This window comes from Nocardia yamanashiensis NBRC 100130, assembly GCF_001613325.1.
Classification (GTDB): Bacteria; Actinomycetota; Actinomycetes; order Mycobacteriales; family Mycobacteriaceae; genus Nocardia; species Nocardia yamanashiensis.
On the sequence record NZ_BDCD01000039.1, the window covers coordinates 35,160 to 48,948 of the forward strand.

Here is a 13,789-nt window from a genome sequence, read left to right on the forward strand (position 1 = left end):
TCCGCGTGCAACCGTCTGTCCCGGCTGTGGGCGAACTGCCATCTGTAAAGCGTAATACCGCCACCCGGTGAAAGGTGGTGCGGCGATTCGGCCAATCTAGAACCGAACGGCAGAGCCGACAACCACGAGCAAAGGTCCCTAGAGTGACCGTACCCGTTATTCGCGACCGAGGTCGATAACTTGGGCACGTTTCTCGCCGGACATGTGCGTGGACTCACCGCTGCCGGGTGATGGAGCCTTACGCGACTCCACCACCCGCCGATCTCATTTCTGAGCGCTGAGCTTGCGGTATCCGAACACCTGGTCCACGATCCCGTATTCCTTCGCCTCTTCGGCGGTCAGGATCTTGTCCCGGTCGGTGTCCTTGCGGATCGTGTCCGCGTCCTTGCCCGTGTGGCGGGCCAGGGTGGTCTCCATGAGACGACGCATGCGCTCGATCTCCGCGGCCTGGATCTCCAGATCCGAGACCTGGCCCTGGATGCCACCGGAGGTGGAGGGCTGGTGGATGAGCACGCGGGCGTTCGGGAGGCAAGCCCGCTTGCCGGGGGTGCCGGCCGCGAGGAGCACCGCGGCGGCGGAGGCGGCCTGACCCAGGCACACGGTGGACACGTCGGCCCGCACGTACTGCATGGTGTCGTAGATGGCCATCAGCGCGGTGAACGAGCCACCGGGCGAGTTGATGTACATGGTGATGTCGCGGTCCGGGTCCTGGGACTCCAGCACCAGCAGCTGCGCCATGATGTCGTTGGCCGAGGTGTCGTCCACCGTCGCGCCGAGGAAGATGATGCGCTCCTCGAACAGCTTGTTGTACGGGTCGGTGGTCTTGATGCCGAGCGTGGTCTGCTCGGTGAAGGTCGGCAGGATGTAGCGGGCCTGCGGCGGCACGCTGCCGCCGGCGGCGGCGAAGGTGATGCCCGCGGCCCGGGGGTCGATCATGTTCGACATATGCGTCTCCAAAGATTCTGTGAGATGGGCTGCGGGACTAGGCGGCGCCGTTGGCCTGACGCGCGTGGGTGATCACCTTGTCGATGAAGCCGTACTCCAGCGCCTCCTTGGCCGTGAACCAGCGGTCGCGGTCGGCATCGGCGGTCACCTGCTCGATGGACTTGCCGGTGTGCTGCGCCTGCAGCTCGTTGAGTTCGCGCTTGGTGTAGGCGAACTGCTCGGCCTGGATCGCGATATCGGCGGCGGAGCCACCGAGGCCGGCGGACGGCTGGTGCATCATGATGCGCGCGTGCGGCAGGGCGTAGCGCTTGCCCTTGGTGCCGGCGGCGAGCAGGAACTGGCCCATGGAGGCGCACAGGCCCATGCCGTAGGTGGCGACGTCGCACTCCGACAGCTGCATGGTGTCGTAGATCGCCATGCCCGCGGTCACCGAACCGCCGGGCGAGTTGATGTAGAGCGAGATGTCCTTGGTCGGATCCTCGGCCGACAGCAGGAGGATCTGGGCACACAGCTTGTTCGCGATGTCGTCGTCAACCTGAGTGCCCAGGAAGATGATGCGCGAGCTCAGCAGGCGCTCGTACACCGAATCACTGAGGTTCAGACCAGCAGTCGCGGATGCCATCTGCACCCCTGCTCGATGGATTGTCACAGATACCTGCCCTCTCTCAACGGCTCGGTTAACAAGCCCCTACTGATTCGCTGACACAAACCCTAACGAAACAGGACGGCACCGAACTCCCGGTACCGTCCTGCTTCGCTCACAGCGCAAACCTATACCGCGCCGTCTTGATTGCTCTTACTTGGCCTCGGCCTCGGCGGCTTCGGTCGCGTCGGCAACGGTGGCGAGCTCTTCGGCGGACACCTCTTCGGCCTCTTCGGCCGGGTTGCCGAACATCTCGGTGGTGTCCACGGTGTTGCCGGCGGTGTCGGTGACGGTGGCCGCCACGACGACGCCCGCGAGGGCCTTACCGCGACGCACGTCGGCGAACACGGCGCCGAGCTGGCCGGCCTGCTGGATCTGCTGGATGAACTGATCCGGCGACATGCCGTAGCGCTGCGCCTGGAAGATGATCCGTTCCATCAGCTCGTCCTGGCCGACCTGGGTGCCCTCGGCCTCGGCGACGGTGTCCAGCAGCAGCTGGGTCTTGACCGACTTCTCCGCGGCTTCCTTGGTGTCCTTGTCGAACTCCTCGCGGGAGGAGCCCTGCGCCTCGAGCGCCTCGGCCAGCTTGGCCTCGTCGTGGTCGAAGCCGTGGACGGCGTCGTGCAGCACGGCGTCGATCTCGGCCTGGACGACCTTCTCCGGGAGCGGGATGTCGGTGGCCTCGATGAGAGCCTCGAGCACCTTGTCACGGATCTCGCCGGCCTGCTGCACCTTCTTGGCGCGCTCGACGCGGGTCTTCAGGTCGGTCTTCAGCTCGTCGATGGTGTCGAATTCGCTTGCCAGCTGGGCGAATTCGTCGTCGGCGTCGGGCAGCTCGCGCTCCTTGACCGACTGCACGGTCACGGTGATGACGGCGTCCTTGTCGGCGTGCTCGCCGGCGACCAGCTTGGAGGTGAAGTCCTTGGACTCGCCTTCCTTGAGGCCGATCAGGGTCTCGTCCAGGCCCTCGATGAGCTGGCCGGAGCCGACCTCGTGGGACAGGCCGGTGGTGGAGGCCTCGGCGACCTCTTCACCGTCGACGGTGGCGGACAGGTCGATGGAGACGAAGTCGCCGTTCTCGATGGCGCGCTCGACCGGCTTCAGGGTGCCGAAGCGCTGCTGCAGCGAGGTGAGCTGCTCGTCGATGTCGGCGTCGGTGACCTCGATCGGGTCGACGGTGACGGCGATGGACGAGAACTCCGGCAGGGTGATCTCGGGGCGGACGTCGACCTCGGCGGTGAACGCCAGCTCGTCGCCGTCTTCGATCTTGGTGATCTCGATCTCGGGCTGGCCGATGACCTTCAGCTCGGTCGAGATGACGGCCTCGCTGTAGCGCTTCGGCAGCACGTCGTTGACGACCTGCTCCAGCACGGCGCCACGGCCGACGCGCGCCTCGAGAAGCTTGGCCGGCGCCTTGCCCGGACGGAAGCCGGGGATACGGATCTGCTGAGCGAGCGCCTTGTACGCGCGGTCGAAGTCCGGCTTGAGCTCCTCGAAGGGCACCTCGACATTGATCCGGACCCGGGTCGGGCTCAGCTGCTCGACGGTGCTCTTCACGGACATGCTCCTTGTTCGTAGTTCATGGTTGACGTCTAGGTTCCCCCCGAACGCATCCCGACCAGGTTAGTTGACGGGTCGGGAGACCGTGTAACCGGTCACGGCAGCGGGGGGCGCGGCAGCCGGATTCCTCCCGGCTGCCCTGGTACCGCCCGGTTCGAGGGTCGCTAACCGACCTTGACGGCGTCGGTGACGAAGACGAGGGTCTCGTTGGGCTTGATGCCGTTACCACCCTGGCCGTAGCCGAGGTTCGGCGGGATGACGAGCAGGCGGCGGGTGCCCTGCTGCACGCCGACCAGGCCCTGATCCCAGCCCTTGATGACCTGGCCGCCGCCCAGCGTCAGCGTGAACGGGGTGCCGCGATCGAAGGAGCTGTCCAGCTTCTTCTTGTCCGACCAGGTGACGAGCGTGTAGTTCATCTTCAGCGGTTGCCCGGCCGCCGCGCCCGGACCGGTGCCGGTCACCAGATCCTTGGTGAACAGCTCGGTGGGCGGCGTGCAGTTGTCCGGAATCGTGATCTTGGGCGCTTCTCCGAACGCGCCATCGACCTTGATCGAGCACTCCTTGCCATCGGCCTGCGGGAGCGCGACGGTGAACGTCGAGGACTTGTCGCCGTCGTCGCTGCTGCTCCCGCAGCCCGCCAGCATCAGTCCGGCCGCGAGCGCGGCCCCGATCTTCCCCGCCAAGCGCATTCCAGCTCCTGTCCGCCGATGTGCGGCGCCGGTCAGGTTTGCGACGCCGCGCCGAAACCTACACGCCGGATCACGTTCGCGCCGCGCCGAGGTTGATTCGGCGCTCCGGGCGCGCCGCACGCACCGCCGGGCGGGATGCGGCCGAATCGCCGCGGCCGCCGAAATCGGCTCGGCGCGAACGGATCTCGTGCCGACGCGGCACCTTGTTCCGCGCCGGGCATTGCTCCGGCGGCCATGCCTATCGAGACGCAACGGCCGTGCCGACCGAGACGCAAATTGGTTGCGGCCGCGCGCGACCGTACGCGAGCATCTCATGATGCTGTTGACGATTTCTTGTACGCGACCGGAGGACGCCGCCTGGGAGGCGAGCGACCTGGGCTTTCTGCTGCACAAGAATCCCGCGCGCATGCAGCAGTTCGAGCAGTCCTACGGCGTCGCCCAGGTCTTCTACCCGGAAGCCGGCGCCGGCCGCTGCACCGCCGCTCTCCTGCTGGAAATCGACCCGGTCCGCCTGGTACGCGGAAAGTCCAAGGGCCACCAGGAATTCAGCCTCGGCCAGTACGTGAACGACCGCCCCTACGCGGCGTCCTCGCTGCTGGCGGTGGCCATCTCCACGGTGTTCGGCAGCGCCCTGCACGGCCGCTGCAAGCAGCGCCCCGAACTCGCTGAGACCGCCCTTCCCCTCCATATCGAACTCCCGGCCGTCCCGTGCAAGGGCGGCCCCGAGTCCGCCGAACGCGTCTTCGCGCCGCTCGGCTGGCAGGTCACCGCCACTCCCCTGCCCTTGGACCCGGCCTTCCCGGAATGGGGCGACTCCCATTACGTGGCAATGGAACTCACCGGCACCCTGCGACTGTCGGACGCCCTCTCCCACCTGTACGTCCTGCTCCCCGTCCTCGACGGCAGCAAGCACTACTTCCTGGACGAAACCGAGATCGACAAACTGCTCCGCGTCGGCGAGACCTGGCTGCCGGTGCACCCGGAACGCGAATGGATCACCCGCCGCTACCTGACGCGCCGCCACTCCCTGGTCCGCACGGCACTTGCCCGCCTGGCGGAACTCGACGACACCGACCCGGAAGAACTGGGCGCGGTCGAGATCGACTACCTCGACGACGAGACCTCGGCGGAAACAGCCCCCGCCGCGACCGCGCGGAACGGATCTGCTCATGCGGCGGGGCCCGCGCGGCATTCCTACCCGGAATCGCTTCCGGCCGTCGACAACTCGCACGAGCCAGTGTCCACCTGGAATACGCCCGTCGAGACGGCGGCCAGGTCCGAGCGGCCTACAGGTGACCGGCTCCTCTCGCCGACCGATCCGTCCGACGCGGAATCCGCCTCCGGAGTAGCGGATTCGGCTCCCGAGAGCGGCGTGAGTGCGCCGACCGCGGGTGATGGGCAGCGGCAGCCGTCGTTGGCGGTGTTGCGGAAGGCGGCGGTGATCGCGGCGTTGCGAGCTACCGGGGCGGCGCGGGTGCTCGATCTCGGGTGTGGTGAGGGTGCGCTGTTGCGAGAACTGGTGGCGGACCGGACATTCGCGGAGATCGTGGGGGTCGACGTGTCGATGCGGGCGTTGCATATCGCGCAGCGGCGGCTGCGGCGGTTGCCGGAGTGGCAGTCGCGTCGGGTGACGTTGCGGCAGGGGGCGCTGACGTATACCGATGCCTCGTTGCGGGGGTTCGATGCGGCGGTGCTGATGGAGGTGATCGAGCATGTGGATCAGTCGCGGTTGAGTGCGCTCGAGCACGCTGTATTCGGTTCGGCCGCACCGGGAGCGGTGATCGTCACGACGCCGAACGGGGAGTACAACGCGCTGTACGAAGGTCTGGCGCCGGGGACGTTCCGGCATGCGGATCACCGGTTCGAGTGGAGCCGTGCGGAATTCGCGGAGTGGGCGCATCGGGTGGCCGCGACGTACGGGTACCGCGTGCGGTTCGAACCGGTCGGGGCGATCGACGAAAAACTGGGCGCGCCTACGCAGTTGGCGGTGTTCGGCAAAGGTAGTGAGCAGGGGAACGACAGCGATGAGAAGGGGGCCGCGTAATGGCTGAGCTGTCCATTCCGGTGCTGTCGCTGGTCGTATTGATCGGCAGCAGCGGGTCGGGGAAGTCGACGTTCGCGCACAAGCACTTCCGGTCCACGGCGGTGCTGTCCTCGGACGGGTATCGCGGGATCGTCAGCGATGACGAGAACGATCAGAGCGCCACGCAGGACGCGTTCGACCTGCTGCATCACGTGGCCGGGGTGCGGTTGCGGCGGGGGCTGCGCACGGTGGTGGACGCCACCAATGTGCAGCCGAAGGCGCGGCAGGCGCTGATCGACCTGGCGCGGGCGCACGATGTGCTGCCGGTGGCGATCGTCCTCGATGTGCCGGATCAGGTGTGCATCGAGCGCAATGCCGCGCGGGCCGAGCGCGCTCACCTGGGCGCGCACGTGGTGACGCGCCAGCAGCGGGATCTGCGGCGCAGCCTGAAATTCCTGGAGCGCGAGGGCTTCCGGAAGGTGCACGTGCTGCGCGGGCTCGAGGAGATCGAGGCCGCGACCATCACCGACGAGCGGCTGTGGAACGACAAGAGCGACCTGACCGGCCCGTTCGATGTGATCGGCGATGTGCACGGCTGCCGGTCCGAACTCGAGACGCTGCTGGGCGAACTCGGGTACGCGGTGGAACGCGACGGCGACGGGCGTGCGGTGAACGCACGGCACCCGGAGGGCCGGACCGCCGTGTTCGTCGGCGATCTGGTGGATCGCGGGCCGGACACCCCGGGCGTGCTGCGCCTGGTCATGGGGATGGTGAACAACGGAAACGCCCTGTGCGTCACCGGCAATCACGAATTCAAGCTGGTGCGCGCGCTGGACGGCCGCAAGGTCAAGGTGGCGCACGGCCTGGCCGAATCCCTCGCACAGTTCGAGCACGAGGACGCCGACTTCCGCAAGACCGCCCACGAGTTCATGCGCTCGCTGGTCAGCCACTACGTGCTCGACGGCGGTCAGCTGGTCGTCGCGCACGCGGGCCTGAAGGAGCAGTACCACGGCCGCGCGTCCGGCCGGGTGCGCGAATTCGCCATGTACGGCGAATCCACCGGCGAGACCGACGAATACGGCCTGCCGGTGCGCTACCCGTGGGCCAACGACTATCGCGGCAAGGCGCTGGTGCTCTACGGCCACACGCCGATGACCAACCTGGTGTGGGTGAACAACACGCTGTGCCTGGACACCGGCGTGGTGTTCGGCGGGCAGCTGTCGGCGCTGCGCTATCCGGAGCGGGAACCGGTCTCGGTGCCCGCCGAACAGGTCTGGTACGAACCGACCCGGCCGTTGCAGCCGGCCACGCTGGTGCCGGGAACCGGTGTGGTGCACCGGGATCCGGGCGTGCTGGATCTGGACGACGTGACCGGCCGCCGGGTGGTGGAGACCCGCCACCTGGGCCGGGTGAGCGTGCAGGAGGACGCGGCGAGCGCGGCCCTGGAAGTGATGAGCCGCTTCGCGGTGGACCCGCGCTGGCTGGTGTACCTCCCGCCGACCATGTCGCCGTGCGCGACCTCGCAGCGCGACGGATACCTCGAATATCCCGAGCAGGCGTTCGAGTACTACCGCTCCGAGGGCGTGGACACCGTGGTGTGCGAGGAGAAGCACATGGGTTCGCGTGCGGTGGTGGTGGTTTCGCGCTCGGCCGACGTGGCGCGGGATCGCTTCGGCATCGACGACGGCAGCACGGGCGCGGTGTACACCCGTACCGGCCGCCCGTTCTTCGATGCCCCGGCGCAGACCGAAGCGCTGCTGGCGCGCGTCCGCACGGCTGTCGAAAAGGCCGGTCTGTTCGATGAACTCGGCACCGACTGGCTGGTTCTCGATACCGAGCTGATGCCGTGGTCGGCCAAGGCGCTCGGGTTGCTGCGCACCCAGTACGCGGCGGTCGGCGCGGCGGCGCGCGCCTCCCTCGGTGCGGCCGCGAACGCGCTGGCCGCAGCCGCCGAAAGAGGCCTGGACGTCAGCGATCTCGCTGCCCGCACCGCCGCCCGGCGCGCCGACGCGGACGCCTTCACCACCGCGTACGGCCATTACTGCTGGCCGACCCAGGGTTTGGACGGCGTACGGCTCGCCCCCTTCCAGCTGCTGGCCGGGCAGGGCGCGAATTACGCCGTGCGCGAACACAACTGGCACCTCGAACAGATCGACCGGTTGGTAGCCGCCGACCCCGACCTCTTCACGCCCACCCGGCGCGTGCTGGTCGACCTCGCGGATGCCGACAGCGAAGCTGTAGCAACCGCTTGGTGGGAATCACTCACCGCGGCGGGCGGCGAAGGCATGGTCGTCAAACCGGTCGGTTCCCTGGTCACCGGCACCGGCACCCGCAGCGGCCGCCCGGTCCAGCCGGGCGTGAAATGCCGTGGCCCGGAATACCTCCGGATCATCTACGGCCCGGAATACCTGCGCCCGGAGAACCTCACCCGCCTGCGTCAGCGCGGCCTCGGCGGCAAGCGTTCCCTCGCGCTGCGCGAATACGCCCTGGGCCTGGAATCCCTGGACCGTTTCGTCGACGCGGAACCCTTGTGGCGAGTCCACGAAGCCGTCTTCGCAGTCCTCGCGCTGGAGACGGAACCGGTAGACCCCCGCCTCTGACCCCACCCCCATCCCGCCATCCCGAGCTCACCCTCCCACCGCCATCCCGGCTCACCCCCACCGTCATCCCGGCATGTTCTTAGCCGGGATCCACACAGCGCTGACGTGTGGATTCCGGCCAAAAGCGCGCCGGAATGACGGGGGTGCACGCTCAGTCGTTCAGGTACTGGACGAGACGGTCCAGGAAGGGGCGCTGGCCTTTGCCCAGCTTTTCGTGGGCGACGTCGGGCGTGAACCATTCGGCTCGGTCTATTTCAGGGAATTGGGCAATTCGCCCGGAGCGGGGCGGCCATTCCATGTCGAAGGTGCCGGGAACCACGTCCGCGGGATCGAGGTCGCCTTCGACGGCCCAGATCGTGACTTCCTTACGGCTGCTTCCGCTCCCGTATTGCACATTGCCGAGCGGAATCCAGTCGCCGTCGGGGACGGGCAGGCCCAGTTCCTCGGTGAATTCGCGGCGGGCGGCGGCTTGCAGGCCGTCGTCCGCCGGATCGTATTCGCCTTTCGGGATGGACCAGGCCGAGGCGTCCTTCTTCGCCCAGAGCGGCCCGCCCATGTGGCCGAGCAGTACTTCCAAGTCGGGGGATCGGCGAAACAGCAGTACGCCCGCGCTGTACCTGAGACTCATTCCCGGCAGTCTGCCGCGTTCGGGTTACGCGCGCACACTCCGGACGCTAGAGTTGGCGACGCTTCGGCAAACCACAGGGCGGGATCATTTATCGATAAACGCCCGATAATTTCCGGCGGATCCTGGGGGACCGAAAGGGAATCGGCCCCCGCGCGTTCCATTAAGCTCCAGCGGTTGGATCTGCCCACACCTGATGACGGATTGGATACCGCATGGAGTTCCGCAGCGCCACCGCGGCAGCCACGCTGGTGATCGGCGCACTGACCGCGGCTACCGGCCTGGCGAATGCCCAGCCCGCTGCTCCGGGGGACGCGACACCCGAGCGCATCGCCTATTCGACGAAGCTCGTCGACAAGACGGTCGTCACCACGCTCAAGGGCGGCACCTTCACTCTCACCAAGGCGCTCGCGAGCGATATCGCCGCGGGCAGCGACCAACGGCTCGGCGAACGCGACGGCGTGACCGTCGGCGCGGACGGCGCGGCCGTGGACCCGGCCGACGTGGTGCAGGTCGCCGACGTCAAGGACGGCGCCGGCCATACCCTGCTGAGCCTGCCCCTGGTCTTCCACGTCGGCACGGTCGGCATCCCGGTCGCCTCGCGGCTGGAACAGAACGACACCGTGCTGGCGCTCACGCCGGAGAAGCCGGCCGCGCTGGCCATCTCGCAGCCGCTGGTGGTGAAACCCGTTGCCTCCCAAGTGGAGAACCAGCGCGCCCTGAACGACTTCACCCTCCAGTTCAGCCTGGGCACCTCCATCGGCACCTTCGTCGGCACCGCGCTCGGCGCCACCATCGGCTGCATCGCCACCCTGGTGGCGGGTTGCATCGGCGGCCTCGCCACCGGCGCCAGCGTGGGCGGCATCATCGGCAGCATCGCCGTCGGCGGCCCCACCCTCATCGCCGCCGGCATCGACCTGCTCACCACTATGAACGCGGCCGACGGCACCACCAAGTGGGCCGACAAGCCGAAAACCGAACCGGCGCAAGCACAAGCGCAGCCGTCGGCGGCCGAACAGCCGAAGTAGAGACCGACCCCGACGCCCTCGCCAGGGCCGCCCTCGGCTCAGGCCGCCCTGGCGAGCACGTTCTCTGGTAGCGATGCCAGTGTCCGGCACCACGATCAGGTCGTGCTGGGCGATGTCCGGTATCGCAAAAGATCTGAGCAGCAAGCAGATTGCCGCCCGCGTGTCGTGCCCGCGAGAAAACCGCCCGCAACTACATCCCGCAACTGCTAGGCAAACCACGCTTGGCCCGAACCCCCGCCCGGCGTACCCTCGGCCGATGACCGAACCCGAATCCGATCCGCAATTGGCAGAACTCGCCCGGCAGCGTGAACTCCTCCGCGCCGAAGCCCTCGGGTTCATGGATTTCACCGATGAGTTCGCCGAGGTGAACCAGCACCTGGACCTGCTCATCACCGGTCTCGACGAAATCGGCCGGGAACTCGACGAAGCCCTGGACAAGCTCGATCGGGAAGAGTCGAAAGATGGTCGGGGTGACAGGATTTGAACCTGCGACCCTCCGCTCCCAAAGCGGATGCGCTACCAAGCTGCGCTACACCCCGGTCTACGTGCGGCAGTGCCGACGCTCCCCGCTAGACGGGAAAGAGCGGGCGACGGGAATCGAACCCGCACCATCAGCTTGGAAGGCTGAGGTTCTACCATTGAACTACGCCCGCATTCGCCGCGCATCGGAAGCCGATGCGGTATGCGTTGAGCACTGTACCGAACCTCACTCCCCGAAAGCGAATCAGGGCGCGTTCGCGCACGTCGGGCATGTCGGGGGGGTGGGTGTCCGGCGAGTCGCGAAAGACTCGCGGAGGGGGTGTGTAACGCGGGGGCGTCGCGAGCGATGAGACATCCGATCGCCATTCGCGAGACGCCGGGAACCTGTTCTGAAACAGGGGTTTTCGATGTCGGGTGGCTTGCTAGGATCCTTTTTGTCCGACGGGGGTATCGGAAAGGGGGCGGTGAGCGTGCGCCAGACATGGTGTGACGGACCGCGTAGCAGTGAGATCGACCCGCAGTGTGCGACCGGCGCCGGCGCCGGTTCCGACATCCCGTTCGTCGGGTGAGCGCGTATGCCCATCCGACTCGACATTCGCACGGCCGCGCTGGTCGCGGCGACCATCAGGGAATGGGTGCGTTCGGTGCACCCGGGCGGCAGCGGCGCCGCGGTGGGCGCCGGGCCCGCCATTCCCCCCGATGACGTGGAACGCATCTTCACCCGCGTCATCGACGAACTGCTGGAATTGGCCGGGTCCGAACCGTTTCCGGTGCCCGCGGCCCGCAGCATCGGGCGGCGGCTGGCCGAATCGCCGTTCGACCGCACCCGCATGCTCGCGCCCGCCAGCCGCGCGCTGCTGGGGCTCACGCCCGGCGATCCCGGATCGCTGATCGCCACCCGGTGGCCGTTGATCGCCAGCCAGGCCATCGACAGTTATGCCGAGGCGCTGCAGCAGCGGGCGCTGGCCCAGCAGGAACGCAGCCTCTCGGAGGCGGTGTCGGTGCGTGTGCAGGAGATCGCCGCGCTGCAGACCCGGCTCAAGCACGAGGCCACCCACGACGCCCTCACCGATCTGGCCAATCGCTCGCTGTTGCAGGAGCGGGTCCGGGTGATGTCGACCGATCCGATGCGCGGCGTGGGCCTGCTGCTCATCGATCTGGACGACTTCAAGCAGATCAACGACGGCTTCGGGCACGCGGTCGGGGACGAGGTGCTGGTCACCATCGCCCAGCGGCTGCGCGCCACCTGCCCGCCCGAAACGGTCATCGCGCGCTACGGCGGTGACGAATTCGTGGTGGCGCTGCCCGCCCGGCGCAACAGCCTGGGCGAGCTGGCCATGCGGGTGCTGGCGGCGCTGTGCGAACCGGTGCCGACCGCCGCCGGACCGGTGCCGGCCTCGGCCAGCGTGGGCACCGCCTTCTGCCCGCCGGGACGCGATCTCGACTTTGCGGACCTGCTGCGCAGCGCGGACCGGGCCATGTATTCGGCGAAAACAGCGGGCAAACGCCAGTTCGCGGTGTCGGAACTCGACGCCGAGGAGGTCGACTCAGGCGGACCGAGGTCCCGGTTCGCCGCGGTCGCCGGATAGCGGGCAACTCACAGCGATTGGCAAGCCTGCGGCAAATCGGGCTGCGTAGGGTGGGACGCATGGGAACGGTTGTCGTAGTGCTCATCGTCCTGGTGGTCGTGCTGCTCGGTGTCGTCGCGGTCGGCGCGGCCCAGCGCGCCCGCACCAATTCCCAGCTCGCCGATGCCAAAGCCGATGCGCGCCGCGCCATCGAACGACTCGGCGGACAGGTCTACAACCTCACCGGCTCCGACAATCCGTCCAAGCAGGCGCTCGCCGATGCCGCCGAGCGCTTCACCGCCGCCGGTTCGCAGATCGATCAGGCGCAGACCGTGGCGCAGGCCCGGCTCGCGAAAGAGACCGCGCTGGAAGGGCTTTACTACGTGCGCGCCGCCCGCGCGGCCATGGGCATGGATCCCGGGCCGGCGGTCCCCGAACTCGACGGGCAGCGCAGTGCGGGCAAGGTGACCGAGGAACGAGTGGTCGATTACGACGGCCGCCGCATCGAAGCCTCCCCCATTCCGTCGCCGGCGACGCCGAACTACTACCCCGGCGGGCGCGTCGCGGGACGCCCGGTGCCGGCCGGTTGGTACTCCGAACCGTGGTGGAAGACAGCTCTGGTGGCGGGCGCGTGGGGTGTCGGCTCCGTCCTGCTGTTCGATGCGCTGTTCGGTGGTATGGCGGGTGTGGGGTACGACGCCGCCGCGTTCGAGAGCGGATACGGGAACGGTTATCAGGACGGCCTGGACGCGGGCGGCGGCTACGACGGCGGTGACAACGGCGGATACGACAACGGCGGATACGACGCCGGTGCGGCCGATCCGGGTGCGGCCGACGCCGGCTACGCCGATCCCGGTCCGGATCTCGGCGGCAGTGACCTCGGCGATTTCGGCGGGTTCGACGGCTTCGACAGCGGCGGTTTCTGACCCCATTTTCCCCGGCTTCGAAAGTCGTTGCCGCAGCGTAGAGTACGCCGCAGCGGCGAGACCGGGGGAGGCATCGTGGATGCGGGACAATCGGCGATGTGGCGCGACGAGGCCGGGGCCATGGTCGTGCGGTGCGTGGCGGGGCCCAAGACGGCGCTGTGGATCACCCGGGCCGAGCATCGCAAGCGATGGTTCGGACCGCAGCCGGTGGTGATCGCCGCGGGCGTCACGGTCGTCCTGCTGGCCGTGTTCTTCGTGAAATCCCTGATCGGAAGTTTGTCCGAGCCGGGCGGTTCCCTCATCTGGGCCGATCCGTCTTTCACCGTGACCGTGGCGGTGCTGTTGTTCGTCACGGTGTTGATCATCTTCGCGGTCCACACGCTGCTGGAAATGCGCAAGGGCTCCCCCAGGGCACTGCGCTACGCCAATCCCGGTGCGGTGCTCCAGGTCCGCTATCTCGATGACGGCCTGGAGCTGTCCACCGCGATCGAGACCGTGCCCTTCCGGTACAGCGAGATCCGGCGGCTCGTCGCCCATAAGCACACGGTGTTGTTCACCGGCGACTTCGGCGGGCGGGTACTGCCCCGCGAATTGTTCCCCCCGGAGGCGCTGGCATACGTCCAGCGCTCGATCGGGCGGCCCGCCGGCAACCGCTGACCGGCCACGATCTGGTCGGTCGACCCACACCTTTCGGTAACCGGA

12 protein-coding genes and 2 tRNA genes are annotated in these 13,789 nt (G+C 68.0%); 7 read left to right on the forward strand and 7 right to left on the reverse strand.

Features of this window, described 5'->3' with window-relative positions; translation table 11 throughout:
* Positions 1-264: 264 nt before the first annotated feature.
* The 4 genes from NY1_RS35705 to NY1_RS35720 form a co-directional block, all read right to left on the reverse strand.
* Positions 265-945: an ATP-dependent Clp protease proteolytic subunit gene (locus NY1_RS35705; protein ID WP_067721593.1), complete on the reverse strand. Its 681-nt coding sequence runs from the start codon at positions 943-945 to the stop codon at positions 265-267.
* A gap of 37 nt (positions 946-982) precedes the next feature.
* Positions 983-1,567, reverse strand: a complete 585-nt coding sequence (locus tag NY1_RS35710) for an ATP-dependent Clp protease proteolytic subunit (RefSeq protein ID WP_067721594.1) — start codon at positions 1,565-1,567, stop codon at positions 983-985.
* A gap of 174 nt (positions 1,568-1,741) precedes the next feature.
* On the reverse strand, positions 1,742-3,145 hold the full coding sequence (gene tig / locus NY1_RS35715; RefSeq protein ID WP_067721639.1) for a trigger factor: 1,404 nt from the start codon (positions 3,143-3,145) through the stop codon (positions 1,742-1,744).
* A 167-nt stretch (positions 3,146-3,312) separates the two neighbouring features.
* Positions 3,313-3,837 carry an FKBP-type peptidyl-prolyl cis-trans isomerase gene (locus tag NY1_RS35720; protein ID WP_067721595.1) on the reverse strand — a complete coding sequence of 175 codons (525 nt, stop codon included), beginning with the start codon at positions 3,835-3,837 and terminating at the stop codon, positions 3,313-3,315.
* Positions 3,838-4,153: 316 nt separating this feature from the next.
* Between NY1_RS35720 and NY1_RS35725 the strand changes: the two genes are divergently transcribed.
* Positions 4,154-5,881 (forward strand): 3' terminal RNA ribose 2'-O-methyltransferase Hen1, encoded by a 1,728-nt coding sequence (locus tag NY1_RS35725; RefSeq protein WP_067721640.1) that lies wholly within the window; start codon positions 4,154-4,156, stop codon positions 5,879-5,881.
* Positions 5,881-8,460 carry a polynucleotide kinase-phosphatase gene (locus NY1_RS35730; RefSeq protein WP_067721596.1) on the forward strand — a complete coding sequence of 860 codons (2,580 nt, stop codon included), beginning with the start codon at positions 5,881-5,883 and terminating at the stop codon, positions 8,458-8,460. Before NY1_RS35725 ends, NY1_RS35730 begins: the two co-directional genes overlap by 1 nt.
* Positions 8,461-8,611: 151 nt before the next feature.
* Here NY1_RS35730 and NY1_RS35735 read toward each other — a convergent pair whose 3' ends face one another.
* Positions 8,612-9,088 (reverse strand): NUDIX hydrolase, encoded by a 477-nt coding sequence (locus NY1_RS35735; protein WP_067721597.1) that lies wholly within the window; start codon positions 9,086-9,088, stop codon positions 8,612-8,614.
* A 212-nt stretch (positions 9,089-9,300) separates the two neighbouring features.
* On the opposite strand from NY1_RS35735, the gene NY1_RS35740 reads away from it, so the two are divergent.
* Together NY1_RS35740 and NY1_RS42400 are read left to right on the forward strand one after the other, a co-directional pair.
* Positions 9,301-10,113 carry a DUF8020 domain-containing protein gene (locus NY1_RS35740; protein ID WP_067721598.1) on the forward strand — a complete coding sequence of 271 codons (813 nt, stop codon included), beginning with the start codon at positions 9,301-9,303 and terminating at the stop codon, positions 10,111-10,113.
* Between the two features lie 256 nt (positions 10,114-10,369).
* Complete coding sequence (locus NY1_RS42400; protein WP_084535970.1) at positions 10,370-10,597, forward strand: hypothetical protein; 228 nt, start codon at positions 10,370-10,372, stop codon at positions 10,595-10,597.
* On the opposite strand, the gene NY1_RS35750 is transcribed toward NY1_RS42400, so the two are convergent.
* A tRNA-Pro gene (locus NY1_RS35750) sits at positions 10,576-10,652 on the reverse strand. The two genes, NY1_RS42400 and NY1_RS35750, sit on opposite strands and share 22 nt — an antisense overlap.
* A gap of 43 nt (positions 10,653-10,695) precedes the next feature.
* Positions 10,696-10,766: transfer RNA gene (locus tag NY1_RS35755), tRNA-Gly, on the reverse strand.
* A 402-nt stretch (positions 10,767-11,168) separates the two neighbouring features.
* Between NY1_RS35755 and NY1_RS35760 the strand changes: the two genes are divergently transcribed.
* From NY1_RS35760 to NY1_RS35770, 3 genes are all read left to right on the forward strand, one after another.
* Entirely contained in the window at positions 11,169-12,182 is a 1,014-nt protein-coding gene (locus NY1_RS35760) for a GGDEF domain-containing protein (protein WP_084535972.1), read from the forward strand.
* 59 nt (positions 12,183-12,241) lie between these two features.
* The gene (locus tag NY1_RS35765; protein ID WP_067721642.1) at positions 12,242-13,087 is read left to right on the forward strand and encodes a hypothetical protein; all 846 of its coding nucleotides are present in this window, start codon (positions 12,242-12,244) and stop codon (positions 13,085-13,087) included.
* 75 nt (positions 13,088-13,162) lie between these two features.
* Positions 13,163-13,744, forward strand: a complete 582-nt coding sequence (locus NY1_RS35770; protein ID WP_157762672.1) for a hypothetical protein — start codon at positions 13,163-13,165, stop codon at positions 13,742-13,744.
* The last annotated feature ends 45 nt before the right edge of the window (positions 13,745-13,789 follow it).